26 protein-coding genes and 1 tRNA gene are annotated in these 26,980 nt (G+C 46.5%); 5 read left to right on the plus strand and 22 right to left on the minus strand.

Going from position 1 to position 26,980, the window contains the following annotated elements:
* Positions 1–21 precede the first annotated feature (21 nt).
* The 6 genes from C805_RS24455 to aroD all read right to left on the minus strand — a co-directional run bounded on the left by C805_RS24455 (position 22) and on the right by aroD (position 4,223).
* Positions 22–765 carry a pseudouridine synthase gene (locus tag C805_RS24455; RefSeq protein ID WP_016216747.1) on the minus strand — a complete coding sequence of 248 codons (744 nt, stop codon included), beginning with the start codon at positions 763–765 and terminating at the stop codon, positions 22–24.
* A 17-nt stretch (positions 766–782) separates the two neighbouring features.
* Positions 783–1,214, minus strand: a complete 432-nt coding sequence (locus tag C805_RS24460) for a hypothetical protein (protein WP_016216748.1) — start codon at positions 1,212–1,214, stop codon at positions 783–785.
* Positions 1,215–1,545: 331 nt separating this feature from the next.
* Positions 1,546–2,718: an SH3 domain-containing protein gene (locus tag C805_RS24465; RefSeq protein WP_016216749.1), complete on the minus strand. Its 1,173-nt coding sequence runs from the start codon at positions 2,716–2,718 to the stop codon at positions 1,546–1,548.
* 79 nt (positions 2,719–2,797) lie between these two features.
* Positions 2,798–2,869, minus strand: a tRNA-Arg gene (locus tag C805_RS24470).
* A gap of 45 nt (positions 2,870–2,914) precedes the next feature.
* Positions 2,915–3,445: a shikimate kinase gene (locus C805_RS24475; protein ID WP_016216750.1), complete on the minus strand. Its 531-nt coding sequence runs from the start codon at positions 3,443–3,445 to the stop codon at positions 2,915–2,917.
* A 4-nt stretch (positions 3,446–3,449) separates the two neighbouring features.
* Complete coding sequence (gene aroD, locus C805_RS24480; RefSeq protein WP_016216751.1) at positions 3,450–4,223, minus strand: type I 3-dehydroquinate dehydratase; 774 nt, start codon at positions 4,221–4,223, stop codon at positions 3,450–3,452.
* A 159-nt stretch (positions 4,224–4,382) separates the two neighbouring features.
* On the opposite strand from aroD, the gene aroE reads away from it, so the two are divergent.
* Positions 4,383–5,258, plus strand: coding sequence for a shikimate dehydrogenase (gene aroE / locus C805_RS24485; protein WP_031201918.1), 876 nt, complete (start codon positions 4,383–4,385; stop codon positions 5,256–5,258).
* Between the two features lie 31 nt (positions 5,259–5,289).
* Positions 5,290–6,321 (plus strand): 3-deoxy-7-phosphoheptulonate synthase, encoded by a 1,032-nt coding sequence (locus tag C805_RS24490; RefSeq protein WP_016216753.1) that lies wholly within the window; start codon positions 5,290–5,292, stop codon positions 6,319–6,321.
* A 68-nt stretch (positions 6,322–6,389) separates the two neighbouring features.
* Here the strand turns inward: C805_RS24490 and xerD are convergent, their stop codons facing one another.
* The 7 genes from xerD to trxA form a co-directional block, all read right to left on the minus strand.
* Entirely contained in the window at positions 6,390–7,271 is an 882-nt protein-coding gene (gene xerD, locus C805_RS24495; RefSeq protein WP_016216754.1) for a site-specific tyrosine recombinase XerD, read from the minus strand.
* A gap of 167 nt (positions 7,272–7,438) precedes the next feature.
* On the minus strand, positions 7,439–8,071 hold the full coding sequence (locus tag C805_RS24500) for a stage II sporulation protein M (protein WP_016216755.1): 633 nt from the start codon (positions 8,069–8,071) through the stop codon (positions 7,439–7,441).
* Between the two features lie 109 nt (positions 8,072–8,180).
* Positions 8,181–8,726 (minus strand): NUDIX hydrolase, encoded by a 546-nt coding sequence (locus C805_RS24505; protein ID WP_016216756.1) that lies wholly within the window; start codon positions 8,724–8,726, stop codon positions 8,181–8,183.
* A gap of 584 nt (positions 8,727–9,310) precedes the next feature.
* Positions 9,311–10,822, minus strand: coding sequence for a ribonuclease Y (gene rny / locus C805_RS24510; protein ID WP_371197687.1), 1,512 nt, complete (start codon positions 10,820–10,822; stop codon positions 9,311–9,313).
* 179 nt (positions 10,823–11,001) lie between these two features.
* Positions 11,002–11,598 carry a regulatory protein RecX gene (locus C805_RS24515; RefSeq protein ID WP_196811108.1) on the minus strand — a complete coding sequence of 199 codons (597 nt, stop codon included), beginning with the start codon at positions 11,596–11,598 and terminating at the stop codon, positions 11,002–11,004.
* On the minus strand, positions 11,585–12,748 hold the full coding sequence (recA, locus tag C805_RS24520) for a recombinase RecA (RefSeq protein ID WP_016216759.1): 1,164 nt from the start codon (positions 12,746–12,748) through the stop codon (positions 11,585–11,587). Before recA ends, C805_RS24515 begins: the two co-directional genes overlap by 14 nt.
* Positions 12,749–12,959: 211 nt before the next feature.
* Complete coding sequence (gene trxA, locus C805_RS24525; protein WP_016216760.1) at positions 12,960–13,268, minus strand: thioredoxin; 309 nt, start codon at positions 13,266–13,268, stop codon at positions 12,960–12,962.
* A gap of 221 nt (positions 13,269–13,489) precedes the next feature.
* On the opposite strand from trxA, the gene C805_RS24530 reads away from it, so the two are divergent.
* From C805_RS24530 to C805_RS0107095, 3 genes are all read left to right on the plus strand, one after another.
* Positions 13,490–14,563, plus strand: coding sequence for a sensor histidine kinase (locus C805_RS24530; RefSeq protein ID WP_016216761.1), 1,074 nt, complete (start codon positions 13,490–13,492; stop codon positions 14,561–14,563).
* Positions 14,563–15,273: a response regulator gene (locus C805_RS24535; RefSeq protein WP_016216762.1), complete on the plus strand. Its 711-nt coding sequence runs from the start codon at positions 14,563–14,565 to the stop codon at positions 15,271–15,273. The genes C805_RS24530 and C805_RS24535 overlap by 1 nt, the downstream gene beginning before the upstream one ends.
* 189 nt (positions 15,274–15,462) lie before the next feature.
* Positions 15,463–16,536 (plus strand): delta-lactam-biosynthetic de-N-acetylase, encoded by a 1,074-nt coding sequence (locus C805_RS0107095; protein WP_016216763.1) that lies wholly within the window; start codon positions 15,463–15,465, stop codon positions 16,534–16,536.
* A 169-nt stretch (positions 16,537–16,705) separates the two neighbouring features.
* On the opposite strand, the gene C805_RS24540 is transcribed toward C805_RS0107095, so the two are convergent.
* The 9 genes from C805_RS24540 to C805_RS24575 all read right to left on the minus strand — a co-directional run bounded on the left by C805_RS24540 (position 16,706) and on the right by C805_RS24575 (position 26,971).
* Positions 16,706–18,295, minus strand: a complete 1,590-nt coding sequence (locus tag C805_RS24540) for a peptide chain release factor 3 (RefSeq protein ID WP_016216764.1) — start codon at positions 18,293–18,295, stop codon at positions 16,706–16,708.
* Positions 18,283–20,091: an oligoendopeptidase F gene (pepF, locus tag C805_RS24545; RefSeq protein ID WP_016216765.1), complete on the minus strand. Its 1,809-nt coding sequence runs from the start codon at positions 20,089–20,091 to the stop codon at positions 18,283–18,285. The genes C805_RS24540 and pepF overlap by 13 nt, the downstream gene beginning before the upstream one ends.
* Before the next feature lie 57 nt (positions 20,092–20,148).
* The gene (gene amrS, locus C805_RS24550; RefSeq protein WP_016216766.1) at positions 20,149–20,988 is read right to left on the minus strand and encodes an AmmeMemoRadiSam system radical SAM enzyme; all 840 of its coding nucleotides are present in this window, start codon (positions 20,986–20,988) and stop codon (positions 20,149–20,151) included.
* An 18-nt stretch (positions 20,989–21,006) separates the two neighbouring features.
* A complete protein-coding gene (gene amrA, locus C805_RS27670; protein ID WP_016216767.1) occupies positions 21,007–21,537 on the minus strand; it encodes an AmmeMemoRadiSam system protein A in 531 nt (176 codons plus the stop codon).
* The gene (gene amrB, locus C805_RS27675) at positions 21,534–22,334 is read right to left on the minus strand and encodes an AmmeMemoRadiSam system protein B (RefSeq protein WP_016216768.1); all 801 of its coding nucleotides are present in this window, start codon (positions 22,332–22,334) and stop codon (positions 21,534–21,536) included. Before amrB ends, amrA begins: the two co-directional genes overlap by 4 nt.
* Positions 22,331–23,692 (minus strand): MATE family efflux transporter, encoded by a 1,362-nt coding sequence (locus C805_RS24560; protein ID WP_016216769.1) that lies wholly within the window; start codon positions 23,690–23,692, stop codon positions 22,331–22,333. Before C805_RS24560 ends, amrB begins: the two co-directional genes overlap by 4 nt.
* Positions 23,693–23,702: 10 nt before the next feature.
* Complete coding sequence (locus C805_RS24565) at positions 23,703–24,722, minus strand: hypothetical protein (RefSeq protein WP_016216770.1); 1,020 nt, start codon at positions 24,720–24,722, stop codon at positions 23,703–23,705.
* Between the two features lie 50 nt (positions 24,723–24,772).
* Positions 24,773–25,975 (minus strand): phosphopentomutase, encoded by a 1,203-nt coding sequence (locus C805_RS24570; RefSeq protein WP_016216771.1) that lies wholly within the window; start codon positions 25,973–25,975, stop codon positions 24,773–24,775.
* A gap of 174 nt (positions 25,976–26,149) precedes the next feature.
* Positions 26,150–26,971: a SpoIIIAH-like family protein gene (locus C805_RS24575; RefSeq protein ID WP_016216772.1), complete on the minus strand. Its 822-nt coding sequence runs from the start codon at positions 26,969–26,971 to the stop codon at positions 26,150–26,152.
* Positions 26,972–26,980 lie beyond the last annotated feature (9 nt).

A 26,980-nucleotide genomic window follows, 5' to 3' on the forward strand; every position in this document is an offset into this window, starting at 1 on the left:
TCGCCGCCCTGTAAGCAGGTATCACCCCGACAGCCCCTGGCCATGTTCCGCTTTTCCGTAAAAAGCCAGTTCCTGCAATTTCTCCCATTCTTCTCCGGTAACGGCCCGGTAAGCCCCTTCCTTCAAATCTCCCAGCCGAATGTTCATAATCCGTACCCGTTTCAGGTCCACAACCCGATACTGAAACTTTTCACACATTCTGCGTATCTGCCTGTTCAGTCCCTGAGTCAGAATAATCCGAAAGGTCCGCTTTCCCACCTTTTCCACCTGACAGGGCCTTGTGGTGGTATCAAGTTCTTTCAGAAAAACGCCCTGAGACATTTTCCGGATAAAATCATCTGTAACTTCCCGGTTCACTTTCACAATATATTCTTTTTCATGGAAATTCCTGCCCCGCATAATTGCATCGGCCAGTTCTCCCTGATTTGTCATCAGAATCAGACCATGGGAATTCTTATCCAGTCTGCCGATGGGATAAATCCGGGTGGGATAACCCACATAGTCCACAATGTTATCTTTTTCCCGTTTTTCCGAAGTACACACAATCCCGCCGGGCTTGTTCACCGCCAGGAGCACCGGCTCTTCTTCCGCGGATACCTTACGGGTTCCGTACATGACCTGGTCTCCCGGACAGACTTTATCGCCCATTACAGCTGTTCTGCCGTTGATGGTAACATTCCCTTTTTCTATCTGACGGTCTGCCTCTCTTCTGGAACAGATTCCCGCCTCACTGAGATATTTATTAATTCTGACTGGTTCTGACATTGATAATCCCCACACCTTTATAAAAATCTTTTTAACCGCTCTATATTTGCTTCCTCAAAATCCATCAGTTCTTCGGCCAGTTCATTGGCAAAACTTCCGGTATTTTTATTGTTATGTTTCACTTTCAGCAATTCTGCAATTCCTCTTGTATTCCCCTGTATCATCATGTCTGCCACATGAGGCGTGCTGATATTCAGCATGGTATTGGCCTGTATGGCGCCCCACAGCATTGCTTTTTCCAGACCGGACTCCCGGGGCGTCAGTCCGTGTTCCCATAATCCCGCCTCCGCTTTCCTCTCAAAATCCTGAAAACGGTTTCTCTGGGATGTCAGCTCATAGGCAAACTCCTGATTGTAAATTTTTCCCATCAGTACATCAATGGCGTTTATGGCCATGGCCGCATTCTTTCTGGTCTCTTTCAAAACATTTATCTCCTGATAATTACGCATAGTTTCCTCCTGGTCCGCTGTAACAGCCTGATATCTTCTGTTACGCTGCTTTTCCTATTAGATTGAAACATTTTGCTTTTTTTATACAGGGTTTTATTTTGTTATGAGAAGTTATGAGAAAAAAATCCTGCTTTGCAGGATTCTCCGCCTGCGGCGGGTTCCTTTGCGACACCATTCTTTTCCGCCGCAGTGCGATAATTCTTTTTTACCTTACAGGACATCCAAAGGAATTTCCTGTAAGGTAAAAAAGAGAATTACCCTTTCAGGCAATTCTCTCTGTTTTCTGTATAGTTGGTGATTGAAAATCGCCGACCCTGCCGGACATGAACATTTAATTATTCAACAGCAAATCTGTTCGGATATATCCGGTCTTTTCATTCCATTCCACCTTGGTCCAGCCTTCCGCATAACTCAGAATTACTTTGATACTGTCACCAATAGCTGTGGTTCCAACCAGTTCAGCAGACTCATTCATGGACACACGGACATTGTAACTGTTGTTGGCAGTAAGAACCGTTCCCTCCGGCACATAATTAATCTCAGGTGTGCTATCCTCCTGAGGAGCTTCCGGCTCCTGGGTATCTTCCTGAGGCGCTTCCGGTGTTTCTTCCGGCTGGCTCTCTGCAGGTGCATTTTCCTGATCTGTACCGTCAGCTTCCGCCGGTGTTTCCCCTTCCGGCTGCTCATTATTTTCTTCCGTTGCAACCTCTGTCTGGTTTTCATCCGGGTTATAGGAATCTTTCCATCCTTTGATTGCTTCTGAAACTGTTCCTGCCATTGTCTTCAGATTTTCATCTGCCTCTATGGCTGCATCATACTTGCCCTGGAATTCTGTACGGAGCTTCTGTACATCTGCTCCGCTCTCAAATTCACTGATTAACGCATCAATTTCACTTTCTGTCTCCTGTTCCTCCATCTGACGGTTGAAAGAACAGTACCGGCTGTCAATGTAACGTCTGCCATCCTCACCGGTTCTGATATAGAAGAAATCCATACCGGGAAGTCCGCCCTCTACGTTATGGAAATTCATATTAAAGGTAACAGATACCATATTGGAACCTTCATCCAGTCCCTCTTTGCTGTAACAGGTAATCTCACTGTAGCTTTCCACATACTCATTCATCATTTTAATATAGCTTTTTTCCATATCGGAAAGATTCTGTGTGACAGACTGAAGCTGTTCAATATCTCCTGCCGCATAGGCATTGTAATAAGTGGACACCAGCTCTTTTACTTCCGGCTGCACGTCCACTGTATACTCGTCTGTTTTTTCTTCCTCTCCTTCCGGAGTCTTCTCTACTTCCTCCTGCTGTACCTTCGCAGGCTCTTCCTTTCTTTCTTTTCCTTTGTTCCCGTTCAGCATTGTGACTCCTACTACTACACCCAGTGCAATTACCACTGCTCCCACGGAAATCAGTTTGCCATTTTTTTTCAGAAAATCACTTTTATTTTCAACTCCGTTTTCGGACTGTTCATTACCATCTTTATTTAAAAAATCGCTCATATCTGCTCCTTTATTTCTTATCTATATGATTCGGCTGCATTCTGTAGGAATCACAAAATGCAGCGACTAAAAGTTTCAGTGCACCCAGAGGGAATCGAACCCCCAGCCCCAGAACCGGAATCTGGTATTTTATCCGTTAAACTATGGGTGCTTTTCAGTTATTTTTCGGAACTCTGATATTGTAACACACTTTTTCTCAAAAATCAAAAGAAATTTTTCCATTTTTCAAAATTTTATTAATTTCCCCGGAAATCTCCTCCGGAGTCCTGTCGTCTGTGGTTATTATTACCTCTCCTGCCCTTTCATAATAAGGTCTTCTTTTCTCAAGCAGCTCTTCCACATATTCCACACTCATATTTTTATTCAGCACCGGACGGTCTGTTCCCTGGCATACTCTGGAAAATATGGTACGGGAGCAGGCAGTCAGCAGCACAACAACACCACTTTCTTTCATTAACCGGACATTTTCCTCCCGAAGTACCATTCCGCCTCCGCAGGATACGATTTTTCCTCTCACTGTTCCAAGTTCTCTCAGCAGTTCTGTTTCCAGATTGCGGAAATATCCTTCCCCCTGGGATTCAAATATTTCATTTATGGATTTTTTCTGCTGTCCTGCAATCTCCTGGTCCGTATCTACCAGTTCAAACCCTGTCTGTTCTGCCAGCAAACGGGAAACAGTGGTTTTTCCCGTACCCATAAATCCGATGATATATATATTCCCTTTCATGCTTTCACTCCAGATTTTCTGCTATTTTGTCAAGTATCGCGGTCAGGTCTTCCAGAGGAATCTGACCAGGTGCAGAGGTTTTCCCCAGGGTTCCAAAGGTAACACAGGAACCACTTATCTGTCCTCCAATCCGGGAGAGAATTCCTTCCTTCCCCATGGCCATGGTTATCAGAGGATAAGAGGGATATCGTTCCTTCACATGCATGGTTGCTTCCATTAAATGTAATACGTCCGTATTCTTCCGGGGCATTACCGCCAGCTTGGCCCCATCGGCTCCCAGCTCTTTCATGGCATACAGCTCCCGTTCCATTTCCTCTGTTCCCGGCGTATGAAAAAAATAATGCTGAGACGCCAGGACACGGACGGAAAACCTGTGAAGCTCCCGGATGACCTCCTCCGGAGCAGACAGTTCAGCTGTTTCCACATCCAGCACATCTCCATAACCGCTCTTTCCAATCTGATACAGCAGACGGATATATTCTTCTTCTGTAAGTTCCATCTGTCCGCCCTGTTTTTTACTGCGGAAAGTACATACCAGAATCATATCCCCGCAGATTTCAGAAAGTTCCCTGAGAATCCCTTCTGCCTCATGCCAGTCCAGAACTGCTTTTTCGTACCAGTCCAGACGCCATTCCACCATGTCTGCGCCTTTTTCTCCAATCATCCTGGCTGACGCCAGAATCTCTTCTCTGCTCTGTTCCACAATGGGGATGCAGACCAGAGGCCTTCCTTTGGGGGAAATCTCCTTTTTCTTCCTGCTTTCCTGCTGTTTTCTCATAACCGGCTCCTCTTTCTGATTACTCCGAACCTAAGTATACCCCACAAAAACAAAAGGTGCAAGTCATTGACATATTTTTTATTATCCATTAAGATACTTAATGTTACAGTTCAACTGTCCGAACCTTTTTAATATGAAATAACAGGTGATACCATGAATATGAATTATGAAATAACAGGAGCCACAAAACTGACCGCCCTTCTGGGCAGCCCGGTGGCCCACAGCATTTCTCCCCAGATGCACAATGAAGCCTTCCGGCAGCTTGGCCTTGATTATGTATATCTTGCCTTTGACGTAAAACCGGAAGATTTGAAAACCACCGTCGAGGGACTGAACGCAGCAGGAATCTGCGGGTTTAATCTGACCATGCCATTAAAAGTACATATTCTGCCTCTGTTAGACGAACTGACTCCGGCAGCCCGTCTGGCCGGTGCAGTCAACACAGTAATCGTAAAAAATCACCGCCTTACGGGCCACACCACAGACGGTGCAGGCTATATGCGTTCCATTTCTGATGAAGGCCACAATATAATCGGGAAAAAAATGACTTTGCTGGGCGCAGGAGGCGCTGCCACCGCCATCTGTGTACAGGCAGCGCTGGATGGCGTGTCTGCCATTGACATGTTCAAACGAAAAAACGACTCCTGGGACAAAACAGAAGAATTCTGCTCCCGGACAGCAGCCGAAACAGGCTGTACCATCCGGCTCAGGGATATCGGCAGGGATTACCTGCTGGCAGAAAGCATTTCTGAAAGCGCCATTCTTACCAATGCCACCAGCGTGGGCATGGCCCCGGACTGTACTTCCAGTCCCATTCCGGATGCTTCCATGCTCCGCAGGGATTTAATCGTATCAGATATCATTTACAATCCCAGAGAAACACTGTTGCTCAAACAGGCCAGAGCACAGGGCTGTACCTGCCTGAACGGCCTGTACATGCTGCTGTATCAGGGAGCTGAATCATTTCAGTGCTGGACCGGACAGAAAATGCCGGTGGAATTAATTAAGGAAAAATATTTTTCCCAGGAACCATAACATCAAAAACATGATAAAGGAGAGTACACCTATGAGTTTTACATTTTTAAAAGAGCTTCCGGCTCCCGAAGAAATCAAACAGGAATACGCTTTATCCCAACGGGCCGCTGAGGCAAAGCAGAACCGTGACCGGATGGTTCGTGATATTATCACCGGAGAATCTGATAAATTTCTGGTGATAATCGGGCCATGTTCCGCCGATAATGAAGATTCTGTCTGCGACTATATCAGTCGTCTTGGCCGGGTACAGGAAAAAGTGGCAGACCGGCTTGTTATTGTCCCCCGGATTTACACCAACAAGCCCCGAACCACCGGAGAAGGCTATAAGGGAATCGCTCACCAGCCGGACCCGGAAAAAAGACCGGATATGCTTGCCGGCCTGATTGCCATGCGTAAAATGCATATCCGCGCATTGGAAGAAAGCGGCCTTTCCTCCGCAGATGAAATGCTCTATCCGGAAAACTGGCCATATGTGGAAGATCTGCTGTCCTATGTGGCTATCGGCGCCCGTTCTGTGGAAGACCAGCATCACCGTCTGACTGTCAGCGGTTTTGATGTACCTGCCGGCATGAAAAATCCCACCAGCGGCGATTTTTCCGTAATGCTCAATTCCGTATATGCCGGCCAGCATCCCCATCACTTTGTATTCCGGGGCTATGAGGTAAGCACCACCGGAAACCCCCTCACCCATGTGGTCCTGCGGGGAGCTGTCAATAAAAGGGGCGTCTGCATTCCCAATTACCACTACGAAGATCTGGAGCGACTGATTCAGATGTATGACCAGATGGAACTCCTGTATCCCGCCGCTATCATTGACGCCAACCACTCCAATTCCAACAAACAGTATGAGCAGCAGATTCGAATTGTTAAAGAAATCATGCACAACCGCAGGATCTCTCCTGAAATCAAAAAAATGGTGAAAGGCGTTATGATTGAAAGCTACCTTGAACCCGGCTGTCAGAAGGTGGGAGAACATATTTACGGAAAATCCATTACAGATCCCTGTCTTGGATGGGAAGAATCAGAAGACCTGATTTATCAGATTGCAGAAATGAATGTATAACTGAGGGAAAAAATTTCCCATAAAAGAATCGAACCCCGTCAGCCTGCTGCGGGGTTCTCCTGTTTTCTCTATCCTCTGGGATGTGTCCTGGCATATACCTCCCGGACACGGTTCTGTGTCATACGTGCGTACATCTGTGTGGTTGAAATATCTGAATGCCCCAGCATTTCTTTCACCGAATGAAGGTCAGCGCCATTGCTGACCAGGTGAACTGCAAAGGAATGACGCAGGGTATGGGGTGTCAATTCCCCGGTAATACCGGCCTTTCTTCCGTATGCCTTCACCAGCTTCCAGAACCCCTGACGGCTCATGGCCTGCCCGGAGCAATTGGTAAACAGATACGTTCCGCCCGTTTCCGCCATGGCCGGACGCCCCTCCTGCAGATATTGTTCCAATGCCAGTTTTGCCACTGCTCCAAAAGGAACAATACGCTCTCTGCTTCCATCCCGGCAGGTAATATATTCCATCTGCATATTTACATCCGTAACCTTCAGGGATATCAGCTCTGATACCCGAATCCCGGTGGCATACAGCAGTTCTAACATTGCACTGTCCCGAAGTTCCTTGGGGCTTTTTCCCTTTGCTTCTTCCAGTAACCGAACCGTTTCTTCTCTTGTCAGTACAGCCGGCGCCTTTTTCTCCACTTTGGGAGCTTTTAAATCTTCGGCTATATCTTCTTCCATATATCCTTCTTTCTGCAAATAGTGAAAAAATGCTTTCAGGGCTGTCACACTTCTGGAAACAGTAGAAGGCTTTCTCCCCATCTTCTCCTGAAACAGAATATAGGAATTCAGTCCTGTAGCAGTAATCTGGCTTACCTGCTCAATGCCCTGCTCCTGAAAAAACTGATTCATTTTTCTTAAATCACGCTCATAGGAAACCACCGTGTTGTCAGAAGTTTTCCGAATCTCTCTCATATACTGAACAAATTTTTGAATCTCACATGTCATACCTTGCTACCTCGTCTTATGGCTTCTTATGGGCAGTTGCTTTCCTATTATAATCATATTCTGACGGAAAATCAATTCCCATTTTTTCGGATTTTTTCCCCTTTTCAGAAGCAGTACAAGATATCGTTTTTCCCTTTTTGAGGGCTTCAATATGTAGTAAAACTTCTTCAGAAAATTTTCAGAATCTGCCTGAGAATCATGGGATTCACATAGCTTTCCAGAAAAATCCCTGTCAGAAACACTGCCAGCAGTGCTCCGATAACCAGCAGTACCATTCCGTACATCAGTTTACGCTCCGGCAGGCCGCCTTCGTTTTCTCTGTAAAAGCGCCGGCGTACAAAAACCGCCGTACAGAAACAGAACCCATAAACAGGAATATAAAAAAGATACTGAGGAAAAAGCCCTCCCAAAACCAGAAGAATTCCTTTTACACCATACTTCGCAATTCCTGCAGAGAGCATAAAACCAATGGAAAATCCCTGCCAGCCCAGCACAGCCATCCCTCCTGCCATTCCAAGAGAGGTAAACAGCAGGACAAAGAGCAAAAACAGCAGCGGAAGCCGCCTTCCCACAATATAGAAAAAAAGATTTTCCCCGTTTACCTGAGCATAACGGAACTTTTCAATAAAATAGTCATTCAATACTCCTGCATTGGAAATCGTTTCATTCCCCATCAGATTTGCAGCAAAAATCCCCGCCACAAAAGACACCAGCAATGCTATTTTCATGATTTTTATCCACAGAGACTCATGTTCTGAAAGTCCTCTCTGCTGCCAGGACATACGCCACAGTTTTTTCATATACTTTCCATTCTTTTTACCGTCTTACCCTTATTTTATGCAAGTCCCTGGAAAAAAAGTATCGGCAATATACGGTTTCAGAACAGCAAGTCCCTGAAAGAATGAAAATTCACCTTCGGTATTTATTTTTATAAGCCATAATTCCCGCCACTGTCTTGCCATCCTGTATTACGCCCTGGTAAATCAGCTCACACAGTTCTTCCAGCAAATGAGGCTCCAGATCTATAAATTCCCCTTCATCCAGATGCTGTCTGGAGGGTATCAGGTTTTCCGCTACATAGACATCCACCAGTTCATTACAGAATGCCACGGTAGTCTTAAGAGACAGCAAAAATTCCAGATTATCGCAGCGATACCCTGTCTCCTCCTCCAGCTCTCTGGCAGCACATTCTATGGTTGGCTCCGTTCTGGAATCTCTGGCTCCTGCCGGTATTTCCAGGGTAAAACGCTCCAGGGCATTCCGGTACTGGCGAACCATCAGAATTCTGCCGTCAGGCAATACCGGCACTACCGCAGCAGCTCCGTTCCGATGCTCCACATAATCCCATTTTTCCACTCTGCCGTCGGGCAGCTCCATATAATCAGAATATATATCCAGAATTGCTCCCTTATGTTCCAGTACCCTTTTCTTTCTTTTTAACAATGGCTGTTTCATAAATATTATCCTCCTCGATTCAGATAAACGTCAGGTTGTATGTGAAATATCAGTTTTCAGAAACAGGATTCTCCCCTTTTCGGATGAAAAAGGACTGCATGTTTCGTTTTACATTAGAACAAAGCGGACAGGTCCGCATCAGCTCCCTGAATCCCTCATTCATGAGGGACCTGGACGGTTTGCTGCGCCGAGTGCAGTCGCTTTAGCGACTAATACCTGTTGCACGAGTGCGCATGTTACTTTTATCTTATAGGAAGGTACTTTCATACTTTAACGTGGCAAGGTCTTTCCTATAAGATAAAAAAGAATGCACTATGCGCATTCTCCGCGCGCGAGCGGATTGCGCAGCAATAAACATCACCCCCGCGAGCTGCGCATCATTTTTTTGTTCTTCTATAGGAAATCCAGAGGAATTTCCTATAGAAGAACAAAAAAGACCGCCAACAAAATGTTGACGGTCTGTATATTCAAGCTACCGGACAGCTAAACACTCCGGCTTCCGGAATCGGAAACCCTGGGGCCTGTCCCTTTACAGTAAAGTCGGGCTGTTGTAAGTTTGTCCGCCTTTGAACATTGTGTAGCTTTTATTTCGCGTAATCAGTTACACGGGATTCACGAATTACATTGACTTTAATCTGTCCCGGATATTCCAGTTCATTTTCAATCTGCCTTGAAATATCACGCGCTAACAAAATCATATCCGCATCATTGATCTGATCAGGAACTACCATAATCCGAATCTCTCTGCCTGCCTGAATAGCAAAAGACTTATCAACACCTTTAAAACCATTAGCAATATCTTCTAACTGTTTCAGTCTGTTTGAATATGTTTCCAATGTTTCTCTTCTTGCGCCCGGCCTTGCCGCTGAAATCGCATCGGCTGCCTGTACCAGACACGCAATCAAAGATTCTGCCTCCACATCTCCGTGGTGAGCTTCCACTGCATTAATCACGATTGGACTTTCCTTGTATTTTCTACATAAATCCACACCAATCTGAATATGTGAACCTTCCATTTCATGGTCAACAGATTTTCCGATATCATGGAGCAGACCGGCTCTTTTCGCCACTCTCACATCCACACCGATTTCTGCTGCCAACAATCCGGACAGCTGGGCTACTTCAATGGAATGCTTCAGTGCATTCTGTCCGTAGCTTGTACGGAACTTCATCTTTCCGAGAAGTCTTACAAGTTCCGGATGAATTCCATGCACACCAACTTCCAGTGTCGCTGCCTCCCCTTCCTCCCGAATCATGGTCTCCACTTCTTTCTGAGCTTTCTCAACCATTTCTTCGATTCTCGCAGGATGAATCCGTCCATCCACAATCAGTTTTTCCAAAGCAATACGGGCTACTTCACGCCGAACCGGGTCAAACCCGGACAGAATGACTGCCTCCGGCGTATCATCAATAATCAGATCCACGCCTGTCATTGTCTCCAGCGTCCGAATATTTCTTCCTTCCCGGCCGATGATTCTTCCTTTCATCTCATCGTTCGGAAGCTGAACTACTGAAATCGTAGTTTCTGCCACATGGTCTGCAGCACATTTCTGAATGGCTGTCACCACATATTCCTTCGCCTTCTTACCTGCTTCTTCTTTTGCCTTGATTTCCATTTCCTTGATTAATTTTGCAGTATCAAGCTTCACATCATCTTCAATCATTTTTAAAAGATAATCTTTCGCCTGTTCAGAGGTTAATCCAGAGATTCTCTCCAGTTCCTGTACGCGTTCTTCGTGCAGCCTTGTAACTTCTGCTTTCTGTCTGTTAATTTCTTCTTCCTTTGCTGCAAACCCCGATTCCTTTTTCTCGATGGCTTCTAACTTTTTATCCAGATTTTCTTCCTTCTGAATAATCCGCCGCTCGTTGCGTTGAATCTCATTTCTTCGCTCTTTGATTTCCTTATCAAGGTCATTCTTTGTCCGAATAGACTCTTCCTTGATCTCCAGCAAAGATTCACGCTTTTTGGTCTCCGCAGTTTTTACAGCTTCATCTATTATTTCTCTTGCCTTTTCTTCCGCGCTTCCGATTTTGGACTCTACTACACGCTTACGGTAGGAAATCGTCGAAAAGTAAGTAACAGGTACTGCAAAAATTAACGTAACTACTACAGCGATTAAAACTTGTGGCACAGGAGCACCTCCTTATTAAATTTTCATTGTACATATAGTAAACTTTCTTCCGTTTCTAATATGTCATATACAATAAATTACAGGAATCTTCTGCAATCTATGAACATGAATTACAACATATTGATTTTATACTTTTTTCGGCCTTATGTCAAGTAGTCTAATACATGCAAAATGTCATCCGAATGAAAACCTTTACGCATCAGAAACTGATACATCCTCTGTTTCTCTTTCAAATCTGCCTGTTCACCGGAATAGTGCTTCTTTTCCACCCATTTTAAAATCAGATCCCGTTCTGTTTCCTGCCGGTATTCTTCTTCCAGCGCCTGTTCCACCAACTCCCTGTCAATGCCCTTCCCTGCCAGCTCTGCCTGGATTTTTCTGCGGCTCTTCCTGTCCCTCTGACTGCGCACATAGTTCCTGGCATATCTGGCGTCATCCAGGTAGTGAAAACTTTTCACATACTCGATGGCATTGTCAATCAGTTCTTCTCCATACAGCCCCTGCCGGAGTTTCATTCTGAGCTGGGCTTCCGTCCGGTCCATCTTCTCCAGCAGATGCAGCGTTCTTCTTCTGGCTCTTTTCACCAGAATCTCATGGTATATCTCTTCATACTGCTCCTGGGAAAGTTCTGCTTCCTCTCTTATGTCATACCTTTTCCCTTCCCCCTTATACAGTACAAAATTCACTCCGTCTTCCAGAACAACCTGTATACGCTTTTTATCCAGCTCAGTTACCTGCAAGATCTGCATCCTGACTGTCCTTTCCCGCATCCGGCTTTTCTTCCTTCACTGTCTTTGCGCCATCCGGCTTTTCTTCTTTCACCGTCTTTCCTGTCTTTCCCGCCTTCTTCTCGTCCTTTTCCCCTTTTTCTTCCTGTTCTTCTTCCCTGGTCAGTATCTGTTCTCTCACCTTTATCTCAACTTCCCGGCAGACTTCTTCATGTTCCCGCAGATACTGCTTGGCATTTTCCCGTCCCTGCCCGATTTTCGCTCCATTATAGGCGAACCATGCACCGGATTTGTTGATAATTCCACAGTCTACGGCAATATCCAGAATATCCCCTTCTTTTGATATGCCCTGACCGAACATGATATCAAACTCTGCCTCTTTAAAGGGAGGTGCAACCTTATTCTTTACCACCTTGATTCTGGTCCGGTTGCCGATAAATTCTCCGGCCTGCTTCAAAGCCTCCACCCTTCTCACATCCAGACGAATGGAAGAATAGAACTTCAGCGCCCGGCCGCCTGTGGTGGTTTCCGGACTTCCAAACATTACGCCTACCTTCTCACGGAGCTGATTGATAAAAATGACAATACAGTTCGACTTGCTGATAACGGCCGTAAGTTTACGGAGGGCCTGGGACATCAGCCTGGCCTGCAGGCCCACATGGGAGTCTCCCATATCCCCGTCAATTTCAGCCTTGGGCACCAGAGCAGCCACGGAGTCCACAATTACAATATCCACTGCCCCGGAACGCACCATGGTCTCTGTAATCTCCAGAGCCTGCTCCCCGTTATCCGGCTGAGAAATATACAGGTTATCAATATCCACTCCTATATTTCCCGCATATACCGGGTCCAGCGCATGTTCCGCATCAATAAATCCTGCTATGCCCCCCTGTTTCTGTACTTCTGCCACCATATGTAAAGCCACTGTTGTCTTACCGCTGGATTCCGGCCCGTATACTTCAATAATTCTTCCTCTTGGTACGCCCCCTACTCCCAGGGCCAGATCCAGGCTGAGACATCCGGTAGGAACAGATTCCACATTCATATTGGCCACCGATTCCCCCAGCTTCATAATGGAACCTTTTCCGTAATCCTTCTCAATCTTCGCAATCGCAGCGTCCAGCGCCTTTAATTTATCCTCTTTTTTATCTTCTTTCGCCATTTTCATTCTCCTTCTTCACGAACTTATGTTCGTTCGATTACATAATAGTATAGTTTTTGAAAGTTGTCAACTGTTTTCCGGAAATTTTATGCTTTCATGGCTGATTTGCATCTCTGACAGGGATTATGCAGGCCACCCTGCATTTCCTGAAGAAAAAAGAACAGTTACCGTCTGTAACTGTCCTTTATTATAAGATTTATTTTTCTTTCCGTCAACCCAGGATTTTTCTGATTTCTTCCAGAGAATGGAATCCCACCGCTTTTTTTTCAATCTGTCCTTCTTTAAAGAAAATAAGGGTGGGAATACTCATAACGCCATACTTCCGGGCCAGTTCTCCCTGCTCGTCCACATTCAGCTTGCCCATCTTTACTTCCGGAAATTCTTCTGCCGCCTGTTCGATAACGGGGCCCTGCATCTGACAGGGGCCGCACCAGGTAGCCCAGAAATCCACCAATACCGGTACATCGCTGTTTAATACTTCCTTTTCAAAATTATCTGCTGTAAGTTCCAATACTGCCATCTTTTCTTCCTCCTGAATATTATTTTTTGGTAACTGTTAAAACCCCATGGAAAATAAAAACCGTGAGCCTGTTATGTTATTCTACCACACTTTTCCTGACGGCTCATCCACTTTTTGCTAAAAAACCGTTAAAAAAATTTTTCCTCCTTGAATACTTTCCCGCTTCATGTTACAGTAAATGACAAATAATATATCAAATCCAGAATAATCGAGGTTACCAGATGAATAAGAATATCAAGAGACAACTGTTCCACGATTTTGCTGTTACCATCGGACTTCTGTTTTTCACCACCGGGCTGACGTTTTTTCTGTTTTATTTCGTCTCTGAGAACCCGGCAAATATCGCCCTGTTTTATATTGTTGGAATTATCTCTGTTGCACGGTATACAAACGGGTATTTTTATGGCATTTTTGCATCTTTCCTCAGTATTATTTTTATCAATTGTTTCTTTTCCTATCCATATTTCCGGATAGATTTTACGCTTCAGGATTACCCTTTTACATTTATGTGCATGCTGACGCTTTCTTCTATTACCAGTATCACCACAACCCACCTGAAACAGCAGACAAAAATCCTTGCATTTCATGAAAAACAGCTGATGGAAGCCGAAAAAGAAAAAATGCGAGCCAATCTCCTCCGTGCTGTTTCCCATGATCTGCGTACCCCGCTGACCAGCATTCTGGGTTCTATTTCATCCATTGAGGCAGAGGGAGACAAACCCGACCCGGAGGAATGGCAGGAACTCATCCGCAATATTCACGATGATGCGGGCTGGCTCCTGAACATGGTGGAGAATCTTCTGTCTGTGACCAGGATTCAGACCGGTACTTCCCGCCTGAATACTTTTCCGGAAATTGTGGACGAAGTGGTAGCTGAGTCCGTAACCCGCATACAGAAACGATTTCCTGATGCTGAAATTGATGTAACCGTCCCTTCAGAAATCCTTATGGTTTCCATGGATGCCATGCTGATTGAACAGGTTCTGCTCAATCTCCTCGAAAATGCCATTACTCATTCCGGAAGCAGCAAACCGGTCCGCCTGATTGTGGAAAATCATCCACGGACTGTCTGTTTCCGCATTATTGATTATGGAGTAGGCCTGCAGGAAAACCAGCTGGAACATATTTTTGACGGCACTTATTCCGAAGGTTCTTCCTCAGACATACGAAAAGGTATGGGTATCGGTCTGTCTATCTGCAAGACAGTCGTTACCGCACATAAAGGCAGCATTTCTGCTGAAAATCACGCAGAAGGTGCTGAATTTCTTTTCACACTACCAAAGGAGGAAATGTAATGCACAAATTTACCGTACTTCTCATCGAAGATGAAAAAAGTATCAGCGATTTTACATCCAGGACACTGACTTCTCATAATTATCGTGTTGTCTGTGCATCCACCGGAGCAGAAGCTCTTTCCCTTGCTTCCTCTCTCTGTCCTGACATTTTTCTGCTTGACCTGGGACTGCCGGATATGGACGGTATGGAGATTATCCGCAGTCTTCGCACCTGGTCCGGCTCTCCTATTATTGTAGTTTCCGCCCGTACACTGGAAGATGACAAGGTAAGGGCTCTGGACGCCGGCGCCGATGACTATCTCACCAAACCCTTCGGCACCTCCGAACTGCTGGCCAGAATCCGCACTTCGTTGCGGCATAGCAACAAGGTGAACAGCGATAACGGACTCCCCCAGCATCCCTATCAGGCCAAAGGCCTGAAAATTGACTTTTTCAAACGCACCATTACCATCCATGAGGAAGCCGTTCATCTCACGCCCATTGAATACAAAATTGTGGCATTCCTGGCTCAGAACTCCGGCAAGGTTATGACCTATTCCGCAGTTATGAACAATGTATGGGGGCCCTATGCCGAATCTGACAACAAAATTTTAAGAGTAAATATGGCTAATATACGCCGCAAACTGGAGAAAAACCCGGCTCAGCCGGTTTATATTTTTACAGAGGTGGGCGTAGGCTACCGGATGGCCGATGATGAAGAAATTTCATAAGGTAACTCAGGTGCCGAATCACCTCTGGCCCTGCACTTCATACCATAATCAAATTAAGAAATTCTCAATTGTTTTTTTTCCGGCAATTGTATACAATAGACTTGTTATCAGTTAAAATAAAACTGGTCAGAGCCCTGCCCCGTAACGGGGCAAAAGCCAATTTTTAAAAGAAAGGCAGAGAAATATTTTATGCAGAAAAGAAGAAAGAGACGCAGGAGAAGGAGAAATCAGGAACTCCGCCTCCTCACCTGCGTAGTTGCGGTAGTCGTAATACTTGCTGTTATTGTGGGCGTCACCGGCGCTGTAAAATCCGCAAATGAGCGGGAACAGCAGAAACAGGAAGAACAGGCCCGCAAAGAACAGGAGAAAAAAGAGGCCGCTGAAAAAGAAAAAAAGAAAAAAGAAGCCGCTGAAAAGAAGGACGACCTTTCTGAGCATCCGGAAAGTGAAAGCCAGGACGAACAGGACGAACCTTTTACACTGGCTGATCTGGATAACCCGGAAGGATTTGACACCAGGCCCACGGAAAAGGGAATTGTACTGCAGAATACGCAGCTTGACCTGAACGGACTGGACACTGCCTGCCTGGACTGGGGACAGGGCGGAGACAAAGACCAGTGGAACCGGCCTGCAGGCTGTATGCAGTATCAGGAGAAATACGGAAAGTGCAATGCTCACTTTATCGTGGATGAACCGGAGAAAAAGGTAATTTACCTCACCATTGATGAGGGTTACGAATATGGCTGTTCTCCGCGGATTCTGGATACATTGAAAGAAAAAAATGTACATGCTGTCTTTTTTGTAACCAAATCTTTTGCATCCCAGAATCCTGACCTGGTTCAGCGGATGATTGACGAAGGACATGAAGTAGGCAATCACAGCGTTACTCACCCGGCCGCAGGCCTGCCCTCTCAGACCATTGAGCAGCAGACGGAAGAAGTTACCGGCAATCATAGTTATATCAAAGAACAGTTTGACTATGACATGCACCTCTTCCGCTATCCTGCCGGCAAATTCAGCGAACAGTCCGCAGCGCTTTTAAATAACCTGAATTATAAAAGCATATTCTGGAGTTTCGCCTACCTGGATTATGATGTAAATAATCAGCCTGACCCAGGAGAAAGCCTTCAGAAACTTATGGACTGCCTGCACCCCGGCGCCATTTACCTGCTGCACGCCGAGTCAGAAACAAATACACAGATACTGGGGGATTTCATCGACCAGACCAGAGCTCAGGGCTATGAATTTAAATTATTCCAGTAGGCTGTCACTGAACACAATTTTTGGGACAGCATCAGGATACCATAGCAGCGGAAAATAAAACTCAGGGCTGCGGCACACAGCCTGTATACCATATACGGATAAGACCCGTTCGGTCTGTACCATATGCTGTATACAGCAACTGTTTTGCCGCAGCCCTTTCTGTTTCCTTTTAATTTCGTCCGAATTCTGACAGTATCAGTCCCTCATTTCGATCCAGCGTCATTCCCACACTCCAGCTGTTTACAAACAGCAGCAGAGGATTCCCCTTCAGATCCTGAATTTTTTTCATATCGGAAGTTCCCGTGAGTTTTTCCATATCAATCTCTTTATTTTCAATCCAGCGGATATGTTCATAGGGAAGATTTTCCAGACGGATATCCACATTGTATTCATTTTCCAGACGGTATTTCAGCACATCAAACTGCAGAACGCCCACCACGCCCACAATAATTTCCTCCATTCCCGTATGGTATTCCTGAAAAATCTGAATGGCTCCTTCCTGAGCAATCTGGGTAATGCCTTTTACAAACTGTTTGCGCTTCATGGTGTCTAACTGCCGTACTCTGGCAAAATGCTCCGGTGCAAACGTAGGGATCCCCTCAAATTCAAACTTATTTCCTCCGGTGAGAATGGTGTCTCCAATGGAAAAAATACCAGGGTCGAACACGCCGATAATATCTCCCGCACAGGCCTCTTCCACGATTTTTCGTTCCTGGGCCATCATCTGCTGGGGCTGAGAAAGACGCATTTTTTTATTTCCCTGTACATGAAATACCTCCATGCCCGCCTCAAATTTCCCGGAACAGATTCGCATAAAGGCAATCCTGTCTCTGTGGGCCTTATTCATATTTGCCTGAATCTTGAATACAAAAGCGGAAAAATCCTGTGAAAAAGGATTGATTTCTCCCGTATCCGCTTTTCTGGGCAGGGGGGAACTGGTCATCTGCAGAAAATGCTGTAAAAAGGTTTCCACACCGAAATTGGTCAGAGCAGAACCGAAAAACACCGGAGAAAGTTCTCCTTTTGACACCAGTTCCATATCAAATTCTGCACTGGCCCCGTCCAGCAGTTCAATTTCTTCTTCCAGCACTGCCTTATAGTCCTCCCCAATCTCTGCTGCCAGAACGGGATCGTCCAGGGCAATATCCTTTTCCACTCCTTCTTTTGTACCTTTTAAGGTATCTGCAAAAGTCATGACTTTTCTGGTGTTTCTGTCAAATACTCCTTTGAAATTCTTTCCGGAGCCTATGGGCCAGTTTATGGGACAGGTGGCAATTCCCAGCTCTTTTTCAATTTCATCTAACAGTTCAAAGGTATCGTTGGCATCCCGGTCCATTTTATTGATAAAGGTAAAAATGGGAATATGCCGCATCACGCATACCTTAAACAGTTTTCTGGTCTGGGCCTCCACACCTTTGGAACCGTCAATCACCATCACAGCAGAATCAGCCGCCATCAATGTACGGTAAGTATCCTCCGAGAAATCCTGATGGCCCGGCGTATCCAGAATATTGATACAGTAACCATCGTAATTAAACTGCAGTACGGAAGAAGTGACGGAAATACCCCTCTCCTTTTCTATCTCCATCCAGTCAGATACTGCATGGCGGGCAGTGGCCTTTCCTTTCACGGAACCTGCAAGATTAATGGCTCCTCCATACAGAAGAAACTTCTCTGTCAGAGTGGTTTTTCCCGCATCCGGATGGGAAATAATGGCAAAAGTCCTGCGCTTCTCTATCTCTTTTTCTAAATCTGACAAAACAGTTCCTCCATTTCTCCAATCAGTTCACCAAAAGTTTTCAGCGCTTCCCGTATGGGTTCTTTGGTGGTCATATCCACACCGGCGTCCTTTAAAAGGTCGATGGGGGATTTACTGCATCCGCCGCTTAAAAACTTCAGATAACGTTCCACTGCCGGCTGTCCTTCCTCCAGAATCTTTTTGCTGAGAGCCATGGACGCTGCAAAGCTGGTGGCATACTGATACACATAAAAATTATAATAGAAGTGTGGAATTCTCGCCCACTCAATGGCTATTTCCTCATCGACGGTCATGTCATTTCCGTAATACTGCACATTCAGATCATAATAGAGCTTTTTCAGTGCTTCCGCTGTCAGGGCTTTTCCCTTTTCCACCATCTCATGAGTCAGAAGCTCAAATTCCGCAAACATGGTCTGACGGTACAGCGTGGTTCGGAACTGCTCCAGAAAATAATTGATAAGATAAGCCTTTTTCTTTTTATCTGTGGTATGATTCAGCAGATGGTTCATCAGCAGCGCCTCATTGCAGGTGGAAGCCACCTCTGCCACAAATATTTTATAATTACTGTCAAACACATTGTTATATTTTGCAGAATACCAGGAATGCAGTGCATGTCCCATTTCATGGGCAAGGGTAAATTCTGAATCCATATTATTCTGATAATTCATCAGTACATAGGGATGGACTCCATAACAGCCTGCTGAATAAGCTCCGCCTCTCTTATTTTCATTTTCATATTTGTCAATCCAACGGTTTTCAAATCCCTGTCTCAGCACACTTACATAATCTTCTCCCAGAACCTGCAATGCCTCCAGAATTTCCTCCTGAGCCTGTTCAAAAGAAACATGTTCTGTTTCCGGAGCCACAATGGGCGCATAGATATCATACATGTGGAGTTCTTCCACGCCCATGAGTTTTTTGCGCAGCGCCATATAATCGTGCATATAATGGATGTTTTCATGAACAGCTTCAATCAGATTGTAATACACTTCCTTCGGAACATTATTGGCGTCTACTGCTGCTTCCATGGAAGAATCATACTTTCTTGCCTTCGCATAAAAATAATTGCCTTTGGCTTTGCCTTCGTAAAGGGAGGCAAAGGTATTCTTATACTGCTCATACCGGGCATAATAAGACTGAAAGGTATCTCTGCGCACCCGTACGTCCTGACTTTCCAGCAGGGGAATAAACCGTCCGGTACTGACTTTCACCAGTTCCCCGTCTGCATCTTTTACCGACGGATTTTCAAAATCCGCATTGGTCAGAAGACCGTAGGATTTCTCCACAGCGCTGCCCATTTCCCCTGAGGCTGCCAGCAGTTCCTCCAGTTCCGGCGACAGGGTATGGTCTTTTAACCTGCGCAGATCCTCAATGGTCACTCTGTAATTGCAAAGCTCCGGTGTTTCCTGGTAAAACTGCTGAATCTTTTCTTCTTCCATCGACACGATCCAGGTATCTATGGGTGCGGTCACTGTTCCGTATTTGTGATAAATTCCCATCATTTTCCCGCTTAAGGCCTGGAAATTGTCGTCAGCTGTATCCACATCCTTATTCCGCTCTGACCAGCAGAGGCCTTTCTCCAGCAGAACTTCGGCCTCCTCCAGCTTTTTAAAATATTCCAGCAGATGTTCTCCTTTTTCTGTCAGATAATCCTCTGTAAAATCCTTTAATTCTTCCACCATCTGTTCCAGCCGGCCGGCGTCTTCCAGAAACAGTTCCGCTGAACCGTATAATTCTTCTACCGCCCAGGTATCTTCCTGTGCCACCTGACTTCTTTTTAATAATTCTTTTGCCATAATATATGATCCTCCATTTCTGTTTCAGAACCGATTATATCACATTTCCAACAATTTTTACACCCTTTGGCAATTTCCTGTAAATACATGGTCCAGATACTTTCCTGCTGCCTCCGCCAGACGGTATATCTGCTGTTCGGAAACCGCCCTTCGGTCTGACATCTGATAACGGGGGAAAAACCGGGTCACATGAAGGGGAATTTTCCTGTCTGCGGAAGCTATCCAGCGGGCTTCTTCCTCCATCTCCGCCACGCTGTCGTTCTGTCCCGGAACAATCAGTGTGGTCAGTTCCACGTGACAGGAGGCAGCCGCCTGCAAAATAAACTGCTGCACCGTATCCAGATCTCCGCCCAGCTTCCGATAAGTTTCTCTGCGAAAAGATTTCAGATCAATATTCATGGCATCCATGAACAAAAGCAGCTCCTGCAGCACATCAGGGGAGGCTGTCCCATTGGTGACCAGTACATTCTTCATGCCGGCCGCCCTGCTGAGTCTGGCTGCGTCCCGCACATACTCCCAGCCCACCAACGGCTCATTATAGGTAAATGCCAGACCCAAATTTCCTTCCCTCTGACAGGATTTTGCTCTTTTTACCAAAGCCTGCGGAGAAAGAAATACTGTCTCTGCTTCTCCTGCCCCCGCCATGGAAATCCGATGATTCTGGCAGAAGGGACATCTTAAATTACAGCCAAAACTGCCCACCGAAAGAATCATGGCACCCGGATGGAACATTTTCAGAGGCTTTTTTTCAATGGGGTCCAGTGCCAGAGAAGTAATCTGTCCGTAATTCCCACAGACAATTTTCCCATTTTCATTTTTCCTTGCACCGCACATTCCCCATTGTCCGGGCTTCAGCCGACAGCCATGGATGCACACCTGACATACCGCCTCTTTCATAAAACGGACTCCTCCTTCTTACACATGGCGTACCACTTCAAACCGCTCCAGTTCCACCTTTTCATCACTTCCAATGCCTGCCTTTCCCATGGCAATGGCCACCTGCTGCTCCACCGTATCCACACCTTCCAGATTGGGCAGTAAAAGTCCCCGGCGCCGGCCCTTTGTCACAACCAGGCCATACCGTTTCACATCCAGCTGCCCCAGGGAAGCAACCGGCTCCAGTTCTCCAAGTACGTCCACACTGATGGAAAGCTGCGCCAGTTCTTCCTCTCTGACCGGAGTAAACCTGGGGTCATGAACGGAGGCGCTGACGGCATTTTCCACGATTTCCTCCGCTATGGAACCGCGCACTGCCTGAATGGTTCCAATACATCCCCGGAGCTGTCCTGCCTTTTTTATCGAAACAAAAACACCCGCCCTGCCATGACGCATTTCCTCCGGCAGCCCTGCGGGCAGCTCAGGCTTTTTTCCCGTACGGACATAAGTTTCAATCACTTTCCGGGCAAGCCTTACATATTCATCTTCCTGTAATCTCTGTTCTCTCATTTCTTCACCTCATATGCGCAAATACCATACCCCACCCCAAAAGGCCCCTCATAAGAAAGGCGCTGAGGCGTAATTTCTTCCTGCTCCAGTGCTCCTGCCATTATGACAAAGGAACGATGACCGCATTCCCCTGCCCGCTCACAGAAAGACTCGTCGAATTTCAGCAATTCCTGAAACTTTCCTTTTCCCATGGCCTCCATCACACGACGGTCATATTCCGGCCCCTCCTTCTGATATCCGTAAGGCCCGTCCGGTTTCAGCCTGTGGGAGAGGTCTCCACTGGCAATCAGCACCATCCGCCTGTCCAGGGCTTCTGCCGTCTCCCGCAGTTTCTGTCCCAACTGATAATGCAGGGAAAAAGAAAGGCCGGACAGCCCCATCCGAACCAGCCGGTACGACCTCCAATACTGGTTCACGAAATACAATGGCACCATGGTTCCATGATCCAGCCGGCTGGTCTGCTCTCCCTCTGTGCCTGCAGGCAGTCCTGCCTTTCCTGCCTTTCTGCACAGCTGCTCCACAAATTCCGTATCATAAGCCACTTCTGTTTTCACCTGTCCTGCCTGAAACCGGCCAAAATCCCCTCTTGCACCTGTTCCCGGGGATATATGAAAATAATCTGCATACATGGTCTGATGCGGGGAAATCAGAACAATAACTTCCGGTTTTAACCGGCCGATTCTGCGCCCCACTTCATGATATGCGTCTATGGTACTCTGAATATTCCTTTCCTGTCCTCTGCCCACTTCCGGTACTATCAGCGGCGGGTGAGGAACCATAAATGCCCCTGCAATCATATCTTTCCCTCCTGAAGACTGAACAGCTTCTTTCGTATCAAAATGTAACAAACCATATGGACTGCCCCGGTCAGTACCCAGGATACCGGATAGGAAATATACAGCACCCACAGACTGCGGTGACTCTGAAATACCGTAAAAATCCAGAGAATCCGGAACCCGCAGGCTCCCAGCAGCGATACAATCATGGGCAAAACCGCATAGCCCAGCCCCCGCAGCTCTCCCACCATCACATCCATAATTCCGCACAGACAATAGGCGGTACAGATCACGGAAAGCCGCAGCAGGCCCACCTCAATGACTTTCGGGTCCGAAGAATAAATACCCAGAAGCCGGCCGCCGCACAGATATGCGCTCCAGCCCATTACAAGTCCCACAACCGTTACCATGGCCAGGCATTCCATCAGTACTTTTCCAATTCGTCTGTAATTTCCTGCTCCAAAATTCTGACTGGTAAAGCTCAGGGCAGTCTGATGGCAGGCATTCATGGACATGTAAATAAAACCTTCTATATTCTGAGCTGCTGTATTGCCCGCCATGGCCACGGAACCAAAAGAATTGACTGAGGACTGTATCAGCACATTGGACAGGGAAAATACCGTTCCCTGCAGTCCTGCCGGAAGACCGATGCGCACTATCTGCATCACCTTTTCCTTTTTCATCCGCATTTTCTGCCATTCTACCCGGCATCCCCCTTTCATACGGGTCAGACAGCGGAAAACCAGGCCTGCCGATATCACCTGGGAAATCACGGTGGCCAGCGCAACTCCGGCCACGCCCAGGTGAAATCCAATCACAAAAATCAGGTTCAGTACAACATTAATAACGCCTGCTCCGGACAGATAATACAAAGGCCGCCGGGTATCACCCACCGCCCTTAAAATGGAACTTCCGAAATTGTACAGTAAAATCACCGGCATTCCTGCAAAATAAATCCGGATATACAAAACTGCCTGGCTCAGAACGTCTCCCGGGGTTCCCATAACCACCAGAATCCGGGGCGCCACCGCCATGCCAAATACCATCAGTCCCAGGCCGCTGACCAGACTCAGCACCACGGCACTGTGGACTGTTTCACTGATATCCTGCTCTTTTCCGGCCCCGTAAAATCTTGCAACCAGCACATTTGCTCCCACAGAAAACCCGATAAACAGATTGGTCAGCAGATTAATCAGGGAAGCATTGGCCCCCACCGCCGCCAGTGCGGTACTTCCCGCAAATCTTCCCACCACCACCATATCTGCCGCATTGAATAAAAGCTGCAAAATACTGGATATCATCAGCGGGATGGCAAACAGCAGGATTTTTGAAAACAGGGGGCCGTTGCACATATCTATTTCATAAGATTTTCGTTTCATTCAGGCTTCCTCACTTCCGGATGGAAAATCTTACTGTCTTTACATTGCCTGCTTTGTCAGTAATTTTTAATACATGAGAGCCTTTTTTCGTCACAACGGTTCCGTTTTTGATTTTCTTTCCGTCCAGAACAGCCTTTTTCACACCGGAGTTTTCGTCCCGGAAGGTAATTTTTACTTTCTTTTTGTATTTTTTAGATCTGATATTTGTAGTGGGCTTTGTCTTGTCAATGGTAAATTTCACCTTCCGGGTAGCTCCTGAAAGCATTTTTACCCGCACCCGGTAAGTCCCTTCCCGGACAGCGCGGTACTCGTTGACCGGCAGACTCTCACCATTTACGCTGAAACTGATAATTACCCCGTCAGATGTGGCTTTTACCACCTTGTCTTTCCGGTAAAAACCTCCGTCTTCCACACCGCTGATGGTGCATGTCCGGATACGCGCAACCCTTTTGCTGCCCACCGCAAACAGCCTCTCATAATCTTCCAGTTCATCCAGGCAGAACTGAACGGTACGTCCATCCTCCATCACATCGCCATTTGTTACCGCAACCACAAAGGGACAGGTAATGTTCAAATCATTTTGCAGTATACGGATACCGTCCGAGGTGTAAACATATCCATCCAGATCGTCATCCGCAAAGTCATCCTGTGTATACTCTTCAAACTGTTCCTGCATTTCTGCCAGCTCTCCTGCCCACATCACCGCCTGACTGTTATTCACAACAGCAAAATCATTTGCGGTTTCCGCTGCAGACCTGTTCATCACAAGCTGGTATACATTATGCTCCTCGCTGTACAGTTCCTCTTTTCCGGCACTGACAAAACCGGCTCCTTCCATCATCTGCTGATAAGTGACGCCTTCCAGCTCCTGTGAAATCATCACTTCTTCCTCATCGGTTGTGTAAGACTTCAAAGTAATACTGGAAGAAAGATCCGGATTAATCACGATGTTTTCCTCCATTCCGCAGCCGGAACATAACAGAAAAAACATAAAAGCCGGCACCATCCGCATCATAAGTTTCTTTTTCATTTTATTTTCCTCCTTTTCTGAACATTTTCCTCCTTTTCTGAACAGTTTCTTTAAGGGCAGACCCTGCTGTCAAAACTTAACAGGCTCTCCCCCTGGATTCTCTTTTCCGTACCATTTATTCCAAAACAGGAAAGAACGGTTGCTCCGATATCGGCAAAGGTGCTCCTGGTGCCGAAATTTTTTCCTGCCGGAACGTTGGCTCCATACATTACCAGAGGTGTATATTCTCTGGAATGGTCCGTAGAAGGGGTAGACGGGTCGCAGCCATGGTCTGCTGTAATCATCAGAATATCATCTTTCCGCAGCCTGCTCAGAAGTTCCGGCAGCCGCTCGTCAAAATAGGTCAGGGCCCTGGCATATCCGTCCACATCATTTCGATGGCCGTAAAGCATATCGTAATCCACCAGATTCACAAAGCACAGCCCTTCAAATTCCCGCTCCATCCATTTAAGGGTTTTCTCAATTCCATCGGCATTTCCTGTGGTTCTCACGGAATCTGTCACACTTTTTCCGGCAAAAATATCAAAAATTTTCCCTATGCCCAGCACTTCCCGGCCTGTCTCTTTCAGCTGGTCTAACATGGTAACAGCCGGAGGTTCCAGAGAAAAATCGTGGCGCCTTACGGTACGCCGGAAATTTCCCGGTTCTCCTTCAAAAGGTCTTGCAATCACCCTTCCCACTCCGTGAACTCCCGTCAGCAGTTCTCTGGCTGTCTGACAGTATTCATACAATGTTTCCACCGGAACCACAGCTTCATGGGCCGCCACCTGAAAAACGGAATCAGCAGAAGTATATACAATCAGATTTCCCGTTTTCATGTGCTCTTCTCCGTAATCTCTGATAACTTCCGTGCCGGAATAAGGCTGGTTGCAGAGTACGCCTCTCCCTGTCCTCCTCGAAAATTCTTCTGTGATTTCCGCAGGAAACCCCTCCGGATAGGTGGGCAGGGGCTGCCGGGAAATCACGCCTGCAATCTCCCAGTGCCCGATGGTGGTATCTTTTCCTCTGGAAGCCTCTGCCATTCTGGCAAAAGCACCCAGGGGAGCCTTAACCGGCTCCCCAATGTCTGCTCCATCAATATTAAATAATCCCAGTCCGGCCATATTGGGCATGGAAAAATACCGGCTTTTGGAAGCTGCTTTCAGCGTATTGCTTCCTTCGTCCCCAAACGCCGCCGCGTCCGGCATTTCTCCGATCCCCACACTGTCCAGTACAATCAAAAAAATTCGTTTTCTTAATTCTTTCTCTGACACATTATCACCTGCTCTCCTTTGTTTTCTGCAGAATCAGGACATTGCAAACACTTTTCTGACAATATTACTGTAAGTATTATAACAAATTACCCTGCAAAGTGCAAAGGCTTTCCTGGCAGTCTGCCGAAATATCTCCGAAAAACGTTACTGTTCACAGGTACTCTGTGCCCGTAATTATTCCTCTCCCGCCGGCTCCTGCGTGCTTCCTTCCGGAGTCTCTGCTCCTGCTCCTTCCGTCTGGCCTGTTCCGGCATCTGTGCCTGCACCGTCCCCTGACTCTGCTGATGTTCCTGTTCCTGTGGAAGAATTCTGAATGGGCGTGATAATAATATTTTCCGCTTCCACATTGGTTTTACGTTTTACGATATCTTCCACCTGAGCCCGCTTTGCATCCGTTACTTCTCCCATGTTCAGAACCACATCTGCTTTACCGTCGGTGATACTTACCACCACATCTGTAAATCCCTTTGCTTCCAGCAGCATTTCCGCAGCCGCCTCACGCTCTGCAATATCTGTCATGTTAATCATGGCATTGATGGCTTCCTGCTTCTGTTCTTCGCCGATGGCTGCATTATTGATGATTTCCAGAAGAGACGCTTTATTCTGGGAACGCACCTGTTCCCGGTTCAGCTTTACTTCGGAAGCAAAATTCACATTATTCACACCGCTGCTGGTCAGTACCGCCTCACCGGGATTATCCACATTGTCGCTCTGTCCGTTTGCCTTTGCAATATCCTCTCCGGTCTGAATCCCCAGAGCCGCATCCTGTGCGTCTGCAGAAGTTTCCTCGCTGGCCTCTGTGTCCGTAAAAATATCCTCTGCACTGTACATATCTTCGTCGGATATTTCATATGTAGTTTCTTTTGTGTCCGCACTGGCCTCTTTGGCCACGTCGCTGTCGCTCTGACTTCCGGTATACTGCAGATAGCCCGCTACCGCAATCATAAGAGCCAGAGCTGTAATGATAATCTGGTTCTTTTTAAATACTTTCTTCAAAACTGATAC

The organism is Eubacterium sp. 14-2, from assembly GCF_000403845.2.
Taxonomy (GTDB): domain Bacteria; phylum Bacillota; class Clostridia; order Lachnospirales; family Lachnospiraceae; genus Petralouisia.

Coding starts and splice junctions, on each gene's coding strand:
- amrB (WP_016216768.1), bottom strand. CDS start 22,334: ATGATTGCAGGGGCATTTATGGTTCCTCACCCGCCGCTGATAGTACCG.
- amrA (WP_016216767.1), bottom strand. CDS start 21,537: ATGAGAGAACAGAGATTACAGGAAGATGAATATGTAAGGCTTGCCCGG.
- C805_RS0107095 (WP_016216763.1), top strand. CDS start 15,463: ATGCAGAAAAGAAGAAAGAGACGCAGGAGAAGGAGAAATCAGGAACTC.
- aroE (WP_031201918.1), top strand. CDS start 4,383: ATGAATTATGAAATAACAGGAGCCACAAAACTGACCGCCCTTCTGGGC.
- C805_RS24490 (WP_016216753.1), top strand. CDS start 5,290: ATGAGTTTTACATTTTTAAAAGAGCTTCCGGCTCCCGAAGAAATCAAA.
- C805_RS24565 (WP_016216770.1), bottom strand. CDS start 24,722: ATGAAAAAGAAACTTATGATGCGGATGGTGCCGGCTTTTATGTTTTTT.
- C805_RS24455 (WP_016216747.1), bottom strand. CDS start 765: ATGTCAGAACCAGTCAGAATTAATAAATATCTCAGTGAGGCGGGAATC.
- C805_RS24465 (WP_016216749.1), bottom strand. CDS start 2,718: ATGAGCGATTTTTTAAATAAAGATGGTAATGAACAGTCCGAAAACGGA.
- C805_RS24535 (WP_016216762.1), top strand. CDS start 14,563: ATGCACAAATTTACCGTACTTCTCATCGAAGATGAAAAAAGTATCAGC.
- recA (WP_016216759.1), bottom strand. CDS start 12,748: ATGGCGAAAGAAGATAAAAAAGAGGATAAATTAAAGGCGCTGGACGCT.
- amrS (WP_016216766.1), bottom strand. CDS start 20,988: ATGAAAGAGGCGGTATGTCAGGTGTGCATCCATGGCTGTCGGCTGAAG.
- aroD (WP_016216751.1), bottom strand. CDS start 4,223: ATGAGAAAACAGCAGGAAAGCAGGAAGAAAAAGGAGATTTCCCCCAAA.
- C805_RS24505 (WP_016216756.1), bottom strand. CDS start 8,726: ATGAAACAGCCATTGTTAAAAAGAAAGAAAAGGGTACTGGAACATAAG.
- C805_RS24475 (WP_016216750.1), bottom strand. CDS start 3,445: ATGAAAGGGAATATATATATCATCGGATTTATGGGTACGGGAAAAACC.
- trxA (WP_016216760.1), bottom strand. CDS start 13,268: ATGGCAGTATTGGAACTTACAGCAGATAATTTTGAAAAGGAAGTATTA.
- C805_RS24530 (WP_016216761.1), top strand. CDS start 13,490: ATGAATAAGAATATCAAGAGACAACTGTTCCACGATTTTGCTGTTACC.
- xerD (WP_016216754.1), bottom strand. CDS start 7,271: ATGACATGTGAGATTCAAAAATTTGTTCAGTATATGAGAGAGATTCGG.
- C805_RS24460 (WP_016216748.1), bottom strand. CDS start 1,214: ATGCGTAATTATCAGGAGATAAATGTTTTGAAAGAGACCAGAAAGAAT.
- pepF (WP_016216765.1), bottom strand. CDS start 20,091: ATGGCAAAAGAATTATTAAAAAGAAGTCAGGTGGCACAGGAAGATACC.
- C805_RS24560 (WP_016216769.1), bottom strand. CDS start 23,692: ATGAAACGAAAATCTTATGAAATAGATATGTGCAACGGCCCCCTGTTT.
- C805_RS24500 (WP_016216755.1), bottom strand. CDS start 8,071: ATGAAAAAACTGTGGCGTATGTCCTGGCAGCAGAGAGGACTTTCAGAA.